Here is a 17664-nt window from a genome sequence, read left to right as displayed (position 1 = left end):
TACGCCTTATGAATTAATTAAAATATTAAGGATTTGATGTTCATCTTTTGCGTTATGGATATTTTGGATAAATTCATCACTGAATTTTCCAAATAGTTCTTGTAGTACATAAATATGATGATCAGCACCGTTGTCTGGTGAAGCAATCATAAAAAACACGGTTGGATTAATGCCGTCTTCATCGCCATACTCAATGCCTTCTCGTTTTACACCCACAGCAATCGCTGGCTCCGTTACTGCCTTGCTTTTTGAGTGTGGGTAAGCGATGCCGTCCATTGAGGTGATGCTTTGAGATTCACGAATTTCAATGTCTGCCAAAAAGGCTTCCTTACTGCTGATTCGGTTATTCTCAAATAACATGCCTGCCAATTCTTCAAACAGTTCTTTTTTATTATTCGTTTGAAGGTTGTTATTAATTAAGTTGACGTTAGTTAGCTGTGTGATCATTTATTAACTCATTCACTATTGAAGTTCTTGAATTAAAATTAATGGATTAACCTGATTCGCGAAATAGCAAATAAAAGCCCTTCACTGTACATTTGTACCAAGCAAAATTAAGTGTGATTTGCATCATTCATCCAGTGTGAGATGGGTCATATTTGATGGTGTATTTCGGCGTTGAAATAACTTTCTGTAGGAATAAAAGAGCTGTAGGGACAAAAAAGATCTAGGAACACAAAAGCAGTAGAAACAAAAATGCCCCGCAAAAGCAGGGCATGAAGAGTGTGTTGTGAGTTGTTAGAAAGCTAGCTGTAAGCGCGCGCTACTCGGCCAACGCAGTCCAGTTTGTAACTCTCAGCATAAGCAGGAATGAACACCGATTGGCCTTTCTCTATCACACAGGTTTCGCCGCATTGGTGAGTGAGCACCATGGACTCGTCGAGTGGTAGTAGGATCTCTGCGCTTTCGGTAGTGATCTTGCGTTGATGCGAGTTTTGCACGATAGAGAACTTAAAATCCTCGACGGGAATTTCGTATTCCATCACATCACCTTGTTCAATCGGGTTGAGCAGTAATCTATCCGCGGGCTTTTCATTAAATCGAGTACAAGAAACCAGTTCATTTACGTCCATGTATTTAGGCGTCAGCCCTGCACGCAACACATTGTCTGAGTTCGCCATGATTTCTAAGCCTGTGCCTTTGATGTAAGCGTGAGGCGTTTCGGCATCCAGATACATGGCTTGCCCTGGCTTTAGGGTTATCACGTTCAATAGTAGCGGAGCGAACAAGCCGACATCACCAGGGTATTGCGCTTCAAGATCTGAAATCAATTGGAATACGGGTGCATCAGAGAGTTTGGCCTTCATCAGAAGCATAGTTAACGCCATGCCTTTTTGTTCACCTTCCAAAGACAGTAAGCTCGAAAAAAAGCAGGCTAAGCCATTGGGTGTTTGATCGCCCGCGAGGTCGTTAACCATCGAGTGCAGCTCAGGAATATCGAGGTAGTGGAAGTGCTCAAGGATCTCGCTGATCGATCTAAAGCCATTCATCGCCGTGTAGTCGGTTAGGGCATACACCAATTCTGGCTTGTGGTTGGGATCTTTGTAGTTACGGTTGCCCGCTGTCATCGGAATGCCTTGTTGCTCTTCTAGTGCATATCCCGATTCCGCTTGTTGCTTGTTTGGGTGAACTTGAACAGAGAGTGCTTTCTCAGCAGCTAATACTTTGAAAAGATAAGGGAGTTCACCAAAGCGACTCGCCACTTTCTCGCTTAAAAACAGGTTTAGGTTCTTAGAGATCAAGCTCGACAGTGTGGTCTGTTGCCCGTTGTCGTTCACCATTGAACAACCATTTGGGTGAGCGCCCATCCAGATCTCTGCTTGTGGCTCGCCAGACTGGTTATCAATTCCAAACAGTTGGTTGAACGAAGAAGGGCTACCCCATGCGTAGTTTTGAATCACGTTGGTCATAGGGTAGAAAAAGCGTTGTACGAACGAATCGTTCGCTAAAGAAAAATCAGACATCGAAATCACCATGAAAGGAAACATGGCTTGAGCTCTACTCGGCCTAATGAAATCTGAGAGTAGAGTGGGCTCAAGCCATTGGAGTTGAAATGGCTTAGGCCGCTGCTGTTGCTAGCTTGGCTTTGCGTAGATTTTTAAGCGCGATACAAGTAACCGCAGTTACGCCCGCACCAGATGCCATGCACACAAGTGCTAGCAGTGGGTAGTTCATTGCGCCAAGTAGAGCAACCACAGGGCCACCGTGAGCAACGCTGTTGGTGATGCCAAATGAGAACGCCATAACCGCAGCCGTCATTGAGCCAAGCACGTTGGCAGGGATAACTGACATCGGGTCTTGTGCGGCGAAAGGAATCGCACCTTCAGAGATACCCACCAAGCCCATCGCACCGGCTGCTTTACCCGCTTCAATTTCAGAAGATTCGAACAGGTCGAACTTACGGCCGATTCTGGTTGCGATAGCCATACCTAGCGGAGCAACAGGGATTGCACACGCCATTGCACCCATGAATTGAGTTTGACCGCTGGCAATCATGCCAACCGAGAATAGGAACGCCACCTTGTTGAATGGGCCACCCATATCAAAGCCAGCCATGCCACCCAGTACGATGCCAAGCAGAACCACGTTACCTGTGCTCATGCTAGTTAGCAGTGCAGTAAGCGCATCCATCAATCCAGCAATTGGAGCACCTATTACAAAGATGAACAGACCTGCAATGAATAGAGAACCAGTGATTGGAGCGATCATGATAGGCACAAGCGGCTGAACGAATTTGTGGTAGTTAAACGAGGTAATCCATTTAACGAAGTAGCCCACTAACAGACCTGCGATGATTGCACCAATGAAGCCTGTACCTGCGTCAGCGCCATAGAAAGAGCCATTATTGGCAATCCAGCCGCCAATCAAGCCAGGGGTTAGAGCAGGGCGGTCAGCGATCGCGTAAGCGATGTAACCTGCCAGAATCGGGATCATCAGGGTGAAGGCAACTACGCCCACTTCCAGAATTTGGTTCCACATGCTGCCAGCAGGGATCGCCATGCCAGATTCACTTGGCTCGCCACCAATCGCTAAGGCTAGGGCAATCAAAAGGCCACCTGTCACTACGAATGGGATCATGTGTGATACGCCATTCATCAAGTAACGGTAAAGGTCTGAACGCGCTTGTGAGGCTTTTTCGGCAACGGATTGATTGGTCGGCGCTTGTTCTGCTTGGTAGCTTGGCGCGTTGAGTGCTTGTTTAATCAAGCCTTGCGCGTCTTTGATTGGTGCTTTTACGTTGGTGCAGATAACGCGTTTGCCGGCAAAACGAGCCATGTCGACCTGCTTGTCACAAGCCACGACAATCGCGTCTGCACGTTCAATCTCTTCTTGAGTTGGGCTGTTTTTAACGCCAATAGAGCCGTTGGTTTCGACCTTAACATCGTAGCCAAGTGCCGCTGCGCCTTTCTCTAGCGCTTCAGCTGCCAAGTAGGTGTGTGCTACGCCAGCTGGGCAACCTGTTACACCAATGATGAAGCCTTGGGTTTCTGTCGTTTCTTCGGTTTGAGCTGGCTCTGGTTTCGTCAGAAGTAGTTCCAACGCGGTTTGCTCGGAATCGGCATTCATGAAGTTTTCGATGAAACCCTCTTCAATCAGTTTTGAAGAGAGCTCTGCCAATACTTCGATATGGTGATTGTCGCCGCCATCGGGAGAGGCAATCATAAAGAACAGTTTTGAAGGTTGACCATCATCGGCGCCGTAGTCGATGCCTTCTTTGTGCACGCCGATAACAACCGCAGGTTTGATTACCGCGCTACTTTTCGCGTGTGGTAGGGCGATGCCTTCTTCAAAGCCGGTATTACCTTGTTCTTCTCGCGCTTTAATGTCGGCAAGAAACTGAGCCTTGTCTGAAATTCGGCCTTGTGCGTATAGCACATCTATCAGTTCCTTAAATACGTCTTCTTTGGAATTAGCGCTAAGCGAAAGCTTAATCAAATCTTGATTGATCAGTGTTGTGATCATAATGAACCCCTACTCTGTTTTTATTTTGTTAGGGATATTCTGAAATTGATTACTTGCCTTCTGTAGTGAAGAAAAAACGCATTTACTGGATGATTGTTGCCTTCTAAATAGAGTGTGATTTTGATCGTTTAGGAGCGCCGTTTTGGGGGAGTGTTGACAACTTTGGTGAGCTTGTAAGGCTTTTGTTGATAAGGTTTTAGGTCGATTTTTTTATCATGACAACGGTGTTCTAAATCTGGCCTTAGACTGGATATTTATTTCCACTACTGGATTTTTGTAACCTAGATCTCAAATTGTGATTTTGCTCAATAGCGCTATGTTTCACTAAGGAGTATATCTATTGCCGTAGCGTTATTGCTGCTTTTAAGAGTTCGAATAAATGATATTTCATGACCTAATCTCGTCGGTATTAAATGAGCGAGAACCATTTCATAACATCTGGTTTGCGGGCGATTTTCACACGCCTTCAGCATTCAGTTATCAGGTGAACTTTCCGCGTCTAGAGCTGGTGCTCGACGGTGAGTATATTAATGAAATGGAGAGTCATGATCGTAAGATCACTAACGTTGTCGCGAAAGCTGGGGATGCGATTTTCATCCCGCCTAACTGTTGGAACAAGCCGAACTGGGATACTGATTGCTCAGTGCTGAGTATGTTGTTTGGCCGTCGTCAGCTTGGTTTAAGCTTGGTGAGTAAGCGCAAAGGCGAAGAGAGCTTTTATGATATTCAAAAGCACAGTATTCAGACTCGCTCTGGCTTTGCCATTGACAATATCCTTGAGGCGCTCAGTTCATTAGCACGCGAGAGTAACAAGCAGCCGATGGATGAGTTATTGCTGCAAGCACTGCTTCAATATAGCAAGACGATGTTAGATGCGCCTGTCGAGAAATCTCACAGCCGAGTTCAGGATGTGTATCAGGGCATTTGTATCTATATTCAAGAGAACTTCCACCGTCAGATCACCCGAGATAGCATTGCCTCGCGTTTTAGTATTTCCTCTAACCATTTGTCACGAATGTTCCGCCAACAAGGCCATATGACGTTGGCAGAGTACATCACTCGTGTGCGAGTTGACCGTGCTAAGTTCATGCTCAAGAAGTATAACTTTAAGCTCAATGAAGTCTCTGTACGTTGTGGTTTTAAAGATGTGAACTATTTCTGCCGAGTTTTTAAAAACCGCACAGGACGAACGCCGACAGAGTATCGAGGATCAATCTAGATCTGACGTTCTAGTCATTAAATAAGACGTGAAGAGATGTACATCAACAGGGCTTGTAGGTCGACGCTGCTTCGGGTCTTTTGCAAACGCTCATTGACCTGATCGTGTAGTAGATTTCGTGTCAGGTTGGTGGCGGCAACAATGTGTTCTCGCTGCGGTTTAGTTGGTAATACCAAAGCTATAGCCACGTGGACTTGGCCAATTGGAGAGGCCCAATCGATGGGGTCATCACTGACGATAACGGCAATAGAGAGGTCTTGGGTCGATTCAAACATCACATGGGGTAAGGCGATCCCCGGTGACACACACGTAGACGAGCGTTCTTCTCGTTTAATGAAGGCAAGAATCAGCTCATCCGGATCTGCTGGATGCACTAATTGAGCGAGCCCTTTTAAGCACTCAAACTTGGTCAGTTGAGTTTGTGCTTTAGCATGGTGCCACCTGATGTCGCAAGGTGGGCATATCTGAGGCATGCGTTGGATAAGATCGTTAGAGAACTCATGATTCACTTGTGAGCCAACCATGGTGTAGTGTTCGGCAATCACGTCTTTTATGACAAAACAGGCCAGCTCGGCATCAATACCTACCGCGGTAATCTGGCATAAATCCCCTCGGAGTAAACCCACCTGTAACATCGCGACAGATTTGGAGAGATCGGCGGTTCGATTTTGAGTGATGTTGATAATGCGGATGGTACTTTTGAACTTTTTCGCTAAGCGAGCAAGCGGCTGCGCGACATGTGAGTTCGCCGTTGGGTCGTCAACAAAGAAGGTGATCTGATATTCGTTCATGAAAGGCTCAAGCCCGACAATGCTTGATGAAAACCTTATCGACACTCAACAACACTTCTTCCATAGGAATGAATACGGTTTTTACTGGGTCGAATCGGCTTGGTTGTTCGATGTCGATATCAGAGACGATCAACACTTTGTCTGCGAGAGTAATGTCCTGTGCAGACAGTAAGTTTTCAATACCCATAGCGCCTTGTGTTTCAACCTTGATTGAAACGTTGAATTTAGGGGCTGTTTTATTTAATGCATCAGCTGCCATATAGGTGTGCGCAATGCCTGTAGGGCACGCAGTTACCGCTACAATTCTCATTATTATTCTCGGCTTAATCTCGCCACTTTACTCTCTGGTATGGGAAAACCCAGTATAGACCGGGAGCATACCGTAGGGGCGATACGTTTATGGGTTCTGTGGATTTTATGGATTGCCGTTTTTTATTCTAAGGTGGACGTCACACTCTGAGTTCTTGGTTACAATAATCCAGTTAATGCACCTTTCGTCCTATATGATGATCGCCGACACACCGCTAATCTTTTCATCCTATTAACATCGAATTTTAATTTAGGTCGGAAGAACCTAATTACTTCAGTCTGAAATCAGGCGAGGCAGAGTAAACCATGGATATCACTAATATTATCGAGCCCGAGATTATCTGCTTAGATTTGCAAGCAGACTCAAAACAGGCAGTTTTTGAAGAGCTTGTCGAGTTACTCGATCGCGCTGGTAAGCTCTCGAATAAAAGTGAATTCCTTGATGATATCTGGAAGCGTGAGGGGATTGGTAATACGGGATTTGATGATGGTATTGCGATTCCACATGCGAAAAGTACTGCCGTTGCTAAACCTGCCGTTGCTGTAGGTATCAGCCGAACGGGGATTGATTATGGTGCCGATGGCGGTGAACTGTCCGATGTGTTCTTTATGCTCGCTTCACCAGACAACAATGACGACCATCATATCGAGGTGCTGGCACAGATTTCGACCAAACTGATTGAAGATGACTTTGTTACAAAATTAAAGGCGGTCGAGTCGGTCGAAGAGGCTCAAGAGCTGTTTCTCGAAGCCAATTCCGACTCTTTCGATAGCTATGCCTCTAGCCATCATGAAGTGTACGTTGAGCCGCTCAGCCCTTGGGCGCAGTCTCTTAATCGCATGAAAGAGCATTTGCTGTATGGCACTTCGCACATGATTCCGTTCGTGGTCGCGGGTGGGGTGTTGTTGTCTTTGTCAGTGATGATTTCAGGCCATGGTGCTGTGCCTGAAAGTGGCGTGCTGGCAGACATTGCACAGATGGGTATCGCAGGCTTAACTCTGTTTACTGCCGTTCTAGGCGGCTACATCGCGTATTCAATGGCTGATAAACCGGGGTTAGCACCTGGCATGATTGGCTCTTGGGTCGCGGTAGATCAATACAACACGGGCTTCCTTGGGGCGATCGTGGTCGGTTTCTTCGCAGGTTTTGTGGTAAATCTCCTTAAGAAGATCAAACTGCCAGACAGCATGATCTCGCTGAGCTCTATTTTCATCTACCCGTTAGTCGGTACCTTTGTAACCTGTGGTGCAGTGATGTGGGTGATTGGTTCCCCGATAGCTCAAGTGATGTTAGAGATGAACCAAATGCTCACGGGGATGGCAGGCTCAGGAAAAATGGTGCTCGGTAGTATTCTTGGTGCAATGACAGCCTTTGATATGGGCGGCCCGATCAACAAGGTCGCTACGCTGTTTGCTCAGACTCAGGTTAATACCCAACCTTGGTTGATGGGAGGTGTCGGCATTGCGATTTGTACGCCGCCACTTGGCATGGCTTTGGCGACTTTCCTGTCACCTAAGAAGTTCAAGCGAGACGAACGCGAAGCAGGTAAAGCCGCAGGCATCATGGGGATGATTGGCATTAGTGAAGGGGCAATTCCTTTTGCCGCTGCTGACCCTGCGCGAGTGCTACCTGCTGTGGTTGCTGGTGGTATTGTCGGTAACGTGGTTGGCTTTATGTTCCATGTGGTAAACCATGCACCATGGGGCGGATGGATTGTTCTGCCTGTAGTTGATGGCAAAATTGGCTACATTATCGGCACACTTGCGGGGGCGCTAACCACAGCATTCATCGTGATACTGCTTAAGAAGAATGTGGTAGAGGGCGACGAACTTTCTTATCAGTCAGCAGGTGGCTCGGTGACGGAAGAAGGGCAAGCGGATGTACTCGCGATTACTTCATGTCCTTCAGGTGTTGCTCATACTTTCTTGGCGGCTAAGTCTTTAGAAAAGGCGGCTCATCACCTTGGAGTTCGTATAAAGGTCGAGACCCAAGGTGCAAATGGAATAGGTAATCGCATTACACAGAAAGATATTGAAAGGGCGAGGTTGGTGATCTTCGCTCATGATGTGGCGATTAAAGAAGTCGAGCGCTTTGCGAATGTGAAGATCTTAGATGTCAGCACCAAAGAAGCGATGCTTAATGCGCAGGCGCTGATCATGAGAAAGGTGTAACCCTTAAACTAAGAGTTAATTGGCTACAAAGTTAACGAGATCAAAACTAAAAAGACTCCGCTTTAGCCCTTAGCTAACAGTGGAGTCTTTTTGTTGATATGTCTGAGTTCAGCATTTAAAAAGGATGATACTTAAATACGTCTTCAACCATTGAGTTAAGTAAATCGATGTCGTCACAGGTTTTCGCGTAGGTACGCAGGCCTGCGATTTGAACCTGAACGTGTCGAGCAAGCTGAACTGGTTCACGCTCTTTGCTTATTTCACCAAGCTCTTGTGCTTCTGCAATTAGCTTGGCGAATTCGCCTTCCATGATTTTTAGAGACCTCTTCGCCTCTTCTAACAACTCGGCGTGCTCGTCAGTCAGCTCTGCCACCGTCTTAGCCAACATACACATGCCGTTTGGCGCACTTTGTTTAGATTCAACAACAGCACGTTTTACGAAGCTTTCAAGCGCTTTGATTGGTGAATCTGTTTCGCTACGAAAGCGGTTCAGGTTGAGAATGCCAAGCTCGGTATAACGAGCAAGCGTCTCTTTAAACAGACCTTCTTTGCTGCCAAAGGTCGCGTAGATGCTACCCGGACGCATATCAATCACATCTTGCAGGTTACGCATGGAAGTCGCGTGAAAGCCCTTTTCCCAATACAGGTTCGTTGCTTTATCTACAACATCTTGTCTATCGAACTTCGCAGTCTTGGCCATAACATCTACTTCATTAATCTGAACATATGTTCAATATTTTATGCTGAACGTTCGTTCCAGTAAAGGTGTGTTTGGCTTAGCTTGATTCCAATCGACCTAACTTGAGCGTCTTAAAGCAACTAAGCCTTTGATACTGTTTGGCTACACTCTTACTTTTCAAAAGACTGGCTAGTTTAAGTATTTACTTGCCACGGAACGCACATACTCAGGTTCAAGCTTTCCACCACACAGGGTTTGGTGGGTCAGTAGGCCGATGAGGATGCTATACAGCTCGACCGCATTCTCGGCATCGATGTATTGGGCGAGCAGCTGTTGATACTTATTGTTGGCGATCTCGATGCTGGCATCTTCAGCTACGGCTTCTTGACCAATTACATCAATGTAATCAAAGACCAACTTCATCTCTTGGAAGTAGCGTGACTGTATCGCTTGAAAGATATGGACGAAGTTTTCAACCTTTTGCTCGGTTGTAGCATCCACAGCTAGAGGCAAGTCGGCGAGGTTACCGCCATCGTGTCGAACAATGGCTTCGGTCGCAGCCCTAAAAAGTTCGTCCTTACTTTTGTAGTAGTGATAAACCGCGCTTTTACTCATGTTGAGGTGTGAGCACAGTTGTCTCATTCCCAGTTCTTTATAACCAAACTCTAAAAACACACCTGCGGCTTTAAGTGCGATCTCTTCGCGTCTTTTGTCATGATCGACGATCTTTGGCATGAGCCTTCCTCGGAATTAAATGTTTGAATGTTCAGTTGATTTAGGCAACTGAAGCAACAGCTTAATACATCTGATAAGTGCCATCTTAGTTTAAATTAGTCCAAGTGGTCAAAATAATTCTTTACAGCAACCAAACTTCGATCTAATTTAAAAAGACCAAGTGTTCTAAATAAAAATCAAACGACGATTATTCGAGGTAACTATGAGAATTGATTGGAATCTACCCCCATTCAGAGCGGGCTTCTTGGGCGGACTAGATAAATTTATTGGTCCGGGTGCGACATCAGCAGAGAAGAACCTGCAACTGTACATTCCCTTCATAGCGGGTGTGCTTATTGCCGCGTATGCCAACCATGCAGAGTTGGGTTGGTCTTGGGGGCAATACGTAGCGGCAGTTCTGTTAACCATCGACATGTTGGGTGGCGTGATCACCAACGCGACATCAAGTGCCAAGCGCTGGTTCCACAGAGAAGGGGAAGGCTTTAAACAACACATGACCTTTATCGCTATTCACTTCATTCAACTAACAGTATTCAGTTGGCTGTTCTTGGATTTGAATCTGATGTGGGTAGCAGTGACCGGTGGCTATATGATGTTGGCGTGTGCCTTGGTATTGAAAACTGCACTCTATCTACAACGTCCGGTTGCTTTGATCCTATACACACTGAGCTTAATTTTATCGCTTTATGTCCTGGAATCACCGGTCGGCTTAGAGTGGTTTTTACCTGTGTTCTATTTGAAGTTACTAATCAGCCATATTCTACGAGAAGAACCTTACCGCCCGGAAAATGAAGAGGTTTAATCTATCTGGAAGAGAGTAACAATATGTGCTTACGCTAGTTCGTATGGCTTGAATTCAAACTAGCGTTGGCGTTCAACTATCTACAACTTCGACGGTTTTGTGCTGCGCACCGTAATAGGTGCCTTCATCGATAGTGTACATCAGCGTTTCTTCGCACTCTGGACAATCGAATTCTTCATTGGGTTCGATTGCTTCTTCTTCGACCCATTCCCATACAATGTGTTCTTCGCAAGCAGGACAGTCCATAAAAACCTCTAATTATGCTTCTACGTTAATTTAATTCGTAACTTTTTGAGCCCGGCATTATACATAGTTGGCGTTGAATATATAGTGACAAAGGAAGAGATAAAAGGTGTTTTTATACCTCTTTAGGGTTAATAAAAACTGTCATTTTTCAGTCACTTGCGCCGGAAAAATGTTGTTGCACGGTTTTTATGTTTTCTTAAGTTGCATAGCTAACAGTTTTATAAATAAGTCAATGAATTATGTAAGGTTAAATGCTAGCGTTATCGATTGTCGTCCAATATGGCACGGTAATTGATAAAACTAAATATTATTATGATCTCAGTAAAGGTACACCGTTTTAGAAGTGTGTCTAATTACACGATAAATAAAGATTCGTTAGCCGCTAGGAAATAAAAATGAAATTAACCGATATGTCTTTTAAGCAAAAAATCATCGCTTTGCTTATTTTACCGATCTTAGGGTTTCTCTGGCTCAGTGTTTCTGCGATATCCAAAAGCGTAGAAACAAAGACTGAAATGTCCTCATTGAATCAACTGACACGCCTTTCGGTTGTGTACAGTGAGTTAGTGCATGAGTTACAAAAAGAGCGAGGCATGACAGCTGGCTTTATTGGCTCTCAAGGTACTAAGTTTGTCAGTGAATTAGCCGCGCAGAGAACCAATGCCGATAACCGACGCAATCAAAGAAACGATTACTGGCAGTCTGCCAATATCAATCTGCCACAGATTAAACGCCTGAACACAGAGATCAGCCAAAGCCTTAATCAGATCACGACGATTCGAAATCGAGTGGATTCTCAATCGATTCCGCTTTCTGAGGCATTGGGTTACTACACCAAACTTAATGCAAAGCTGCTTAGCGTTTCGGCGTTAATTGCGGAGTTAAGCTCTGATGCCACCATTACTACAGAAACCATCGCTTACTACAACTTTTTACAAGGTAAAGAGCGAGCTGGTATCGAGCGTGCTGTCCTAAATAACACCTTTTCAAAAAATGAATTTGGCCCGGGTATGCTGGTGAAATTCATCTCTTTGGTGACAGAGCAAAATACCTATTTCTCGAACTTTGAAGTGTTGAGCAACCCTGCTAACGTTCGTTTCTTTGAGCAACAGTTAAATGACCGCTCTGTGGCAGAAGTAGAAAAGCTTCGTAGTTTGGCTGAATCTAAGATGAGCGGCTTTGATGTCGACCCTGTGTACTGGTTCGCCCAAGCTACAGGCCGTATAGTTCAGTTGAAGAAAACAGAGAATCAGTTGGCTGACTCATTGATGGCTTTGACTGAGAGTAAGGCGAATGAAGCTCGATCTGAATTGTTCTTCAGTATTGCGATTTTTGTTGCGATCACACTATTTGCTGCGTTTGTGAGCTTCAAGGTGATTACAGACTTAACTGCTCGAGTGAAGAACCTGACTTCAGTACTTTCTGTTGTTCGTGATGACAATGACTTAACAGTAAGAGCCAAGTACCTTGGCAACAGTGAACTGGGGCTTATCTCATCATCTCTAAATGAAACACTGGAGAAATTTTCGAACGTCATCGACAATCTGTCTCAATCTAGCCTGACCTTAGCTTCAGCTGCTGAAGAAACTTCGCAAACTTGTCACTACAACTCGAATACCCTGGTTCAACAACAAGACCAAATTGGCTTGGTTGCGACGGCAACAGAAGAGTTATCAGCAACGGTAAATGAGGTGGCGGCTAAAACTCAGCAGACAGCAAGCTCTGCTAAACTGGTCGATGAGCAGTCTCAAGAAGGTTTGAGTACGGTTCAAAACTCTTATCACTCTATCGAAAAGCTGGCATCTGAAATTAATGACCTAGCGGAAAAGATCACGCACCTACACGAGAGCAGCAATAACATTAACAGCGTGATTGATGTGATTAAGTCGGTAGCAGAGCAAACTAATCTACTGGCATTGAACGCGGCAATTGAAGCAGCCCGAGCGGGTGAGCAAGGTCGTGGATTTGCGGTGGTTGCCGATGAAGTTCGTACACTGGCGCAACGTACTCAGCAATCGACAGCGGAAATTGAAGGTTTTATCAGCTCGCTACAGTCTGATGTGCAAACAGCCTTCAACGTGATTGATAACAGCAAGAAGATGTCATCAAAAGCAGTCGAAGATTCAAAAGAGGTCGAGCAGACCTTACAAAGCATCTCTGCATCAATAAGCGAGATCTTTAGCATGACAGAGCAGATCGCCACAGCAACAGAAGAGCAAGCGGTCGTAACTCAAGACATCGCACAAAACGTGATGGCGGTTGAACAGAAGTCGACAGAGTCGACCACAGGTGCAACGCAAATTGCAGCAACCGCTAAAGAGCAAGCTGAACTCGCGGCTTCATTGAAAGAGATTGCGAGTACGTTTAAGAGCTAGTTCGAAGACGCTCAAATGAAGCTGATTAAATAAAACTAAAAAGCCCGTGAATCTTAGAATTCACGGGCTTTCTTATGGAAGGCGCTTTGGTTTAGTCTTCACTCACAAACACGTACATATCACCACGACAATGGTTGATACTGTACTCTATCGGTAGGCCTTTCTTGTCGTAAGCGGTTTGTTCAATTAACAGAACCGGTACGGTTTCGTCGATGTTGAGCTTTTCTAGAAACTCTTCTGTTGGCATCTTTGCAGACACTCGGCTCTGCGTTTTTGTCGGTGAGATATCTTGGCTGCGGAAGTAATCGTAAAGCGACAGCTGAATTTCATCTGGGTCATGGATCAAATGAGCAGGAACGTAAGATTCTTCAATGGATACGGCTTGCTCGTCGATGTAACGAACGCGCTTCAACAGAAAGACTTGATCGTTTTCGGCAATTTTGAGCATCTTGGCGATTTCAGAAGAGCAAGCAACCACGTCTTTCTTAATCCACAGTGTATCGGGTTTTTTGCCTTTCAGAACCACTTGTTGAGAGAAGCCTGTCGCCTCTTTACTTGAATATTCGACAGTTTCGCTGATCATCGTTCCCAAGCCACGAGAACGAACAATCACACCTTCTTTATCTAATATATCCAACGCTTTACGAACGGTAATACGAGATACCCCAAGCTTGTCACTGAACTCGCGCTCAGTCGGAATGAAGTCCCCGCCCTTGAGCATTTGTTGCTCAGTCGCTAGCTTCACTGAATCGGCAATCTTCAGATACAGAGGTGATTTATCTTTCTGGTCGATTCGTTCCTGAATCAGGGTAAGCAGTGGTTGATAAGCGCTCATAAAGGTCTGTTTTAGCTTTTTTATTTAACCGAAGTATACCCGAAGTCTAAGCCCACACTTAATAGAAATGTGAAATCTGAGGGCGAAACAAAGATTCCACCACTCAGAGGTTTCATTGAGCTAGCTTGAACGTTCCAACTGACAACTTGGAGCCGATTCTTTGTCGCTACATGGTTCTGTTGTGATTGGTTTTACTCGGAAGGTGAGTACAGTAGCGATGCTCACCAAGACCGCACATATCAAGTAAGCGATTGAGTAACTGCCATACCAGTCCATCGATATCGCAGCAAGGATAGGGCCGATAAAGCCGCCAATGCCCCAAGCGGTGTATAGTACGCCGTAGTTGGCGCCGAAGTTCTTCAGGCCGTATAAGTCCGCCATGATTGAGGGGAACACGGCTAATAAGGTGCCATATCCAACTCCTGCCAACGCCGCGCCAACCATCAGAGTAGGGCTAGAGACAAACTGACTGAACAACAACATATTGATGGTTTGCAGCCCTAGTGCGATAGCCAATGTTTTTAATGCGCCAATCTTGTCGCTCAGTAACCCTGATACCAGTCGGCCTGCCGAGTTAAATATCGATAAGGTCACAATCAAATAAGCACCCTCTAAGATATTGGCTTGTTCAGCCGCAATTGAAGTGATGTTGGCGATGATCATCAAACCAGCGGCCGCACCAAAAGCGTATGTAAACCACAGCAAGTAGAACTGTTTGGTTGCGAGCATCTCTTTCCATATGTAGTTGCGGATTGGCTTTGACACAGGCTTGGAGGAATTCGATTCTGATGAACGAGCTTTGGGTTCATAACCAACGGGTGGATTTTTAATAGAACAAGCTAATGGGAAAGCGACGAGTACTAGCCCCATACCTAAAGCACGTAAGCTTTGCTCTAACCCAATAACAGATATTAGGTAGCTAGTAAGCGGGGCCAAGTAGATAGCAGCAAGGCCAAACGCCGTGGCGAGTAACCCATTGACCATGCCTTTCTGAGAAGAATGAAACCACTTCATTGCAGTTGGGTTCAAGCATGCGTAAGCGAAGCCAATTCCCGCACCAGTGATCAAACCAAAGCTGACATTAAGGTTCCAAGGGGTTAAGGAGAGGCTTGCTAAGATCATTCCTGCGCCCGCCATCAAAGAACCCACCATCAATACCTTTTGTGGGCCAATCTTATCTTGAATACGACCAGCAATGAGCAGTGCCAATGAAAGGGTTATGATGGTGATGGTGTAGGGCATTGAAGCTTGAGTGTTGTTCCAACCAAGGCTCAAAAGAGAATTTTTAAACACGCTCCAGGTATAGAGAACACCGATGCAGAGGTTGATTCCACAGCTAGCAAGCAGAATCCTTGTTGCTTTGTTATTTGCATTAGAAAAACGGTTCATAACAGAAGAATGATTCATAATAGAGAGGCCAAAAAGCTAGGTAAAAATGACAGGCGTAACAAAAAGGCCCAGTCATACTGAGCCTAGTGTCTACATGAGTTAACAAGGATTAGTATTGATTAAGGTAACGAGTAATCTCGTCCACGCTCGGGGCACAGTCGCCACCTACATGGCTCACCACGTAAGATGCCACGGCATTGCCTAACAAGATTGCATCGGGTAGTTCCCAGCCAGAAGCTAAGCCTGCTAATACGCCGCCTGCATGGGTGTCACCAGCGCCTATTGTGTCAACCACCGTCGCTTTAAATGGTGCAACATTTCCATGACCATCTTGGTTGGCGAATAGTGCGCCATCGCTGTCGATGCGCAAGATTAGTGGGCAGCCATAACGGTTATGCCATTGCTCAACAAAGGTGTTGATGTCTTGCATACCTAGCACTTCGGCTTCTTGACGGTTCAAAGACACCGTTGGCTTCAGTTTGATTAGGCGCTCAAATAGCGATTTTGGAATATCACCAATACGAGGGCCAAAATCGATGAACAGCTCAATGCTGTTGGGCAATGTTTCTAGCCAGCTAACGATCTCTTCACCACAACCCGAAGACAACTGATAACCAGAAAGGTAGATGATTGCATCGTCTTGAAGATCCAACTGCTCAAGTGCTTGTTGATTCCAATTGTTCTCAACGCCGCTAACAGATAGGAAGGTGCGTTCGCCATCTGGCTCTACTAGCGCTAAACACCAACCATTGTCGCCACTTGGATCTCGTAGGTTACTTGTTAGGCCTTTCTCAGCCATTGCTGCAGTAATGGTATCAGCCCATTTACCTTGGCCAATTGGCAGAGCATTAATGGAGTCAACACCGAGCTTTTTCAATGCAATGGCGATGTTGAGAGCACACCCGCCAACATGAATGCCTTTCTCGGTTAGCTCTACATCTGTGCCGCGTTTTGGTAACGCAGGTGTCTCTGTCACGATATCGACCACAGCAGCGCCGATTAGGCACAACTGTCGTTTGTTCTGTAGAGTTGGAATCAGTGTAATCAAAGCACTATGAGGCATACCCTTGCTCCTTAATCTCTCTTAAGCGTAGGAAGGTTTCAGCGTAACCGGCAAAGTCGAGTTGGTTTTCGTCATCGAGCTGTTTTTTCAGTTCGATATCGATAGCTTGAATACCATTAAGTGCGCCACAGATAGCTGTTGCCATCGCACCTATGGTATCGGTATCACCGCCTAAGTTTGCACATAAGATGGCACAACGATTTGGATCGGTTTGTGCTAATTCAACCATCGCGATTGCCGCAGGCACCGATTCAATCGTACTTACACCAGCACCAACTAGGTTGTAGATCTTCTCCATACGCTCTTCAATACCGCTATTTTCAGAAGCAACCATTAGAGCAAGTTCGATACGAGCGCCCATCGATGCACTGAAAGTGGTGATGTTTTTGGTTTGAGCTGCATTGGCAATAGCAGGTAGCTGATCTTTGATTGCGCTCCAGTTATGTCCTTCAATCGCTTTTGATACCGACCAAGCAATCGCAACCGCACCTGCAATCGCAACATCAGATTTGTGCGTAGGGCTTGAGGCCAGTGCAATTTGGTCAATGAATGTATCTAGGCTAGTGGTTGGAACCAGGCAGCCCATAGGCGATACACGCATCGCAGCGCCATTAGTCACACCGTTGTTTTCAAGTTCGTCAATTGAAGTACCTTCTTTAATGGCACGCATTGCGGCTTTCGAGCTTGGACCGAAAATGTTTTTATTGAAAGCATCGAAGCCTTCAGCCCAGTTTAATACGTTGCGAGCAATGATTTCTGGTGAGATCTCACCGTCGCATTCGATGATGGCGTCAGCAAGAGCCAGCGCCATTGACGTGTCATCCGTGAATTGGCAAGCATCGAAATAACAAGCGGCGTTGTTTTCAGCAGGTCCAGGTAGGAAAGAATCAATCCAACCAAAGTGATCTTTTACTCGGCTTCTTGGCCAAAGCTCTGAGGGCATTCCCATTGAATCACCCAGTGCTTGACCATAAAAAGTGCCTAAAATTCTGTCTTGTTTTGAAATGTTCATCTTACTTCACCAAAAATAGGTTATTTAAAAACTGCTCAGTCAGAAACTAGGGGGAGAGACTGAGCAGGTACAAA

The 17664-nt window shown here is 45.6% G+C and carries 16 protein-coding genes; 4 read left to right on the top strand and 12 right to left on the bottom strand.

Annotated elements, in window-relative coordinates:
• Window positions 1–6: 6 nt before the first annotated feature.
• From OCV56_RS20775 to OCV56_RS20765, 3 genes are all read right to left on the bottom strand, one after another.
• Window positions 7–447 carry a PTS sugar transporter subunit IIA gene (locus OCV56_RS20775; protein ID WP_086714373.1) on the bottom strand — a complete coding sequence of 147 codons (441 nt, stop codon included), beginning with the start codon at window positions 445–447 and terminating at the stop codon, window positions 7–9.
• Window positions 448–746: 299 nt separating this feature from the next.
• Entirely contained in the window at window positions 747–1964 is a 1218-nt protein-coding gene (gene manA, locus OCV56_RS20770) for a mannose-6-phosphate isomerase, class I (protein ID WP_086714371.1), read from the bottom strand.
• Window positions 1965–2058: 94 nt separating this feature from the next.
• Window positions 2059–3963 carry a PTS fructose transporter subunit IIABC gene (locus OCV56_RS20765; protein ID WP_086714369.1) on the bottom strand — a complete coding sequence of 635 codons (1905 nt, stop codon included), beginning with the start codon at window positions 3961–3963 and terminating at the stop codon, window positions 2059–2061.
• A 379-nt stretch (window positions 3964–4342) separates the two neighbouring features.
• On the opposite strand from OCV56_RS20765, the gene OCV56_RS20760 reads away from it, so the two are divergent.
• Window positions 4343–5182 (top strand): helix-turn-helix transcriptional regulator, encoded by an 840-nt coding sequence (locus OCV56_RS20760; protein ID WP_008216642.1) that lies wholly within the window; start codon window positions 4343–4345, stop codon window positions 5180–5182.
• A 17-nt stretch (window positions 5183–5199) separates the two neighbouring features.
• Here the strand turns inward: OCV56_RS20760 and OCV56_RS20755 are convergent, their stop codons facing one another.
• Both OCV56_RS20755 and OCV56_RS20750 read right to left on the bottom strand, forming a co-directional pair.
• Window positions 5200–5973: a PTS sugar transporter subunit IIA gene (locus OCV56_RS20755; protein ID WP_086714368.1), complete on the bottom strand. Its 774-nt coding sequence runs from the start codon at window positions 5971–5973 to the stop codon at window positions 5200–5202.
• A 7-nt stretch (window positions 5974–5980) separates the two neighbouring features.
• Entirely contained in the window at window positions 5981–6283 is a 303-nt protein-coding gene (locus tag OCV56_RS20750) for a PTS fructose transporter subunit IIB (RefSeq protein ID WP_086714366.1), read from the bottom strand.
• Between the two features lie 305 nt (window positions 6284–6588).
• Between OCV56_RS20750 and OCV56_RS20745 the strand changes: the two genes are divergently transcribed.
• A complete protein-coding gene (locus tag OCV56_RS20745) occupies window positions 6589–8454 on the top strand; it encodes a fructose-specific PTS transporter subunit EIIC (protein ID WP_086714365.1) in 1866 nt (621 codons plus the stop codon).
• Between the two features lie 115 nt (window positions 8455–8569).
• Here OCV56_RS20745 and OCV56_RS20740 read toward each other — a convergent pair whose 3' ends face one another.
• Together OCV56_RS20740 and OCV56_RS20735 are read right to left on the bottom strand one after the other, a co-directional pair.
• Window positions 8570–9154 carry a TetR/AcrR family transcriptional regulator gene (locus tag OCV56_RS20740; RefSeq protein ID WP_086714363.1) on the bottom strand — a complete coding sequence of 195 codons (585 nt, stop codon included), beginning with the start codon at window positions 9152–9154 and terminating at the stop codon, window positions 8570–8572.
• A gap of 168 nt (window positions 9155–9322) precedes the next feature.
• Window positions 9323–9868: a TetR/AcrR family transcriptional regulator gene (locus OCV56_RS20735; RefSeq protein WP_086714362.1), complete on the bottom strand. Its 546-nt coding sequence runs from the start codon at window positions 9866–9868 to the stop codon at window positions 9323–9325.
• 202 nt (window positions 9869–10070) lie between these two features.
• Here OCV56_RS20735 and OCV56_RS20730 point away from each other — a divergent pair, with 202 nt between their 5' ends.
• Window positions 10071–10670, top strand: coding sequence for a hypothetical protein (locus OCV56_RS20730; protein WP_086714360.1), 600 nt, complete (start codon window positions 10071–10073; stop codon window positions 10668–10670).
• Between the two features lie 72 nt (window positions 10671–10742).
• On the opposite strand, the gene OCV56_RS20725 is transcribed toward OCV56_RS20730, so the two are convergent.
• On the bottom strand, window positions 10743–10916 hold the full coding sequence (locus OCV56_RS20725; RefSeq protein ID WP_086714358.1) for a hypothetical protein: 174 nt from the start codon (window positions 10914–10916) through the stop codon (window positions 10743–10745).
• A gap of 395 nt (window positions 10917–11311) precedes the next feature.
• Here OCV56_RS20725 and OCV56_RS20720 point away from each other — a divergent pair, with 395 nt between their 5' ends.
• Window positions 11312–13291: a methyl-accepting chemotaxis protein gene (locus OCV56_RS20720; protein ID WP_086714355.1), complete on the top strand. Its 1980-nt coding sequence runs from the start codon at window positions 11312–11314 to the stop codon at window positions 13289–13291.
• A 91-nt stretch (window positions 13292–13382) separates the two neighbouring features.
• Here the strand turns inward: OCV56_RS20720 and OCV56_RS20715 are convergent, their stop codons facing one another.
• The 4 genes from OCV56_RS20715 to OCV56_RS20700 all read right to left on the bottom strand — a co-directional run bounded on the left by OCV56_RS20715 (window position 13383) and on the right by OCV56_RS20700 (window position 17590).
• Window positions 13383–14126: a GntR family transcriptional regulator gene (locus OCV56_RS20715; RefSeq protein ID WP_086714354.1), complete on the bottom strand. Its 744-nt coding sequence runs from the start codon at window positions 14124–14126 to the stop codon at window positions 13383–13385.
• Between the two features lie 120 nt (window positions 14127–14246).
• Window positions 14247–15533, bottom strand: coding sequence for an L-lactate MFS transporter (locus OCV56_RS20710; protein WP_228761167.1), 1287 nt, complete (start codon window positions 15531–15533; stop codon window positions 14247–14249).
• 91 nt (window positions 15534–15624) lie between these two features.
• Window positions 15625–16578 carry a PfkB family carbohydrate kinase gene (locus OCV56_RS20705; RefSeq protein WP_086714351.1) on the bottom strand — a complete coding sequence of 318 codons (954 nt, stop codon included), beginning with the start codon at window positions 16576–16578 and terminating at the stop codon, window positions 15625–15627.
• Window positions 16568–17590: an ADP-ribosylglycohydrolase family protein gene (locus OCV56_RS20700; RefSeq protein WP_086714349.1), complete on the bottom strand. Its 1023-nt coding sequence runs from the start codon at window positions 17588–17590 to the stop codon at window positions 16568–16570. Before OCV56_RS20700 ends, OCV56_RS20705 begins: the two co-directional genes overlap by 11 nt.
• Window positions 17591–17664: the final 74 nt, after the last annotated feature.

The organism is Vibrio gigantis (genome assembly GCF_024347515.1).
Classification (GTDB): Bacteria; Pseudomonadota; Gammaproteobacteria; order Enterobacterales; family Vibrionaceae; genus Vibrio; species Vibrio gigantis.
This window is presented reverse-complemented; position numbering and strand designations above follow the sequence as displayed.

Bases quoted from the DNA above. Each gene is read 5' to 3' on its own strand.
- OCV56_RS20735 (WP_086714362.1), bottom strand. From the start codon at position 9,868: ATGCCAAAGATCGTCGATCATGACAAAAGACGCGAAGAGATCGCACTT.
- OCV56_RS20705 (WP_086714351.1), bottom strand. From the start codon at position 16,578: ATGCCTCATAGTGCTTTGATTACACTGATTCCAACTCTACAGAACAAA.
- OCV56_RS20755 (WP_086714368.1), bottom strand. From the start codon at position 5,973: ATGAACGAATATCAGATCACCTTCTTTGTTGACGACCCAACGGCGAAC.
- manA (WP_086714371.1), bottom strand. From the start codon at position 1,964: ATGTCTGATTTTTCTTTAGCGAACGATTCGTTCGTACAACGCTTTTTC.
- OCV56_RS20730 (WP_086714360.1), top strand. From the start codon at position 10,071: ATGAGAATTGATTGGAATCTACCCCCATTCAGAGCGGGCTTCTTGGGC.
- OCV56_RS20740 (WP_086714363.1), bottom strand. From the start codon at position 9,154: ATGGCCAAGACTGCGAAGTTCGATAGACAAGATGTTGTAGATAAAGCA.
- OCV56_RS20710 (WP_228761167.1), bottom strand. From the start codon at position 15,533: ATGAATCATTCTTCTGTTATGAACCGTTTTTCTAATGCAAATAACAAA.
- OCV56_RS20720 (WP_086714355.1), top strand. From the start codon at position 11,312: ATGAAATTAACCGATATGTCTTTTAAGCAAAAAATCATCGCTTTGCTT.
- OCV56_RS20715 (WP_086714354.1), bottom strand. From the start codon at position 14,126: ATGAGCGCTTATCAACCACTGCTTACCCTGATTCAGGAACGAATCGAC.
- OCV56_RS20765 (WP_086714369.1), bottom strand. From the start codon at position 3,963: ATGATCACAACACTGATCAATCAAGATTTGATTAAGCTTTCGCTTAGC.
- OCV56_RS20700 (WP_086714349.1), bottom strand. From the start codon at position 17,590: ATGAACATTTCAAAACAAGACAGAATTTTAGGCACTTTTTATGGTCAA.
- OCV56_RS20750 (WP_086714366.1), bottom strand. From the start codon at position 6,283: ATGAGAATTGTAGCGGTAACTGCGTGCCCTACAGGCATTGCGCACACC.
- OCV56_RS20745 (WP_086714365.1), top strand. From the start codon at position 6,589: ATGGATATCACTAATATTATCGAGCCCGAGATTATCTGCTTAGATTTG.
- OCV56_RS20760 (WP_008216642.1), top strand. From the start codon at position 4,343: ATGATATTTCATGACCTAATCTCGTCGGTATTAAATGAGCGAGAACCA.
- OCV56_RS20775 (WP_086714373.1), bottom strand. From the start codon at position 447: ATGATCACACAGCTAACTAACGTCAACTTAATTAATAACAACCTTCAA.
- OCV56_RS20725 (WP_086714358.1), bottom strand. From the start codon at position 10,916: ATGGACTGTCCTGCTTGCGAAGAACACATTGTATGGGAATGGGTCGAA.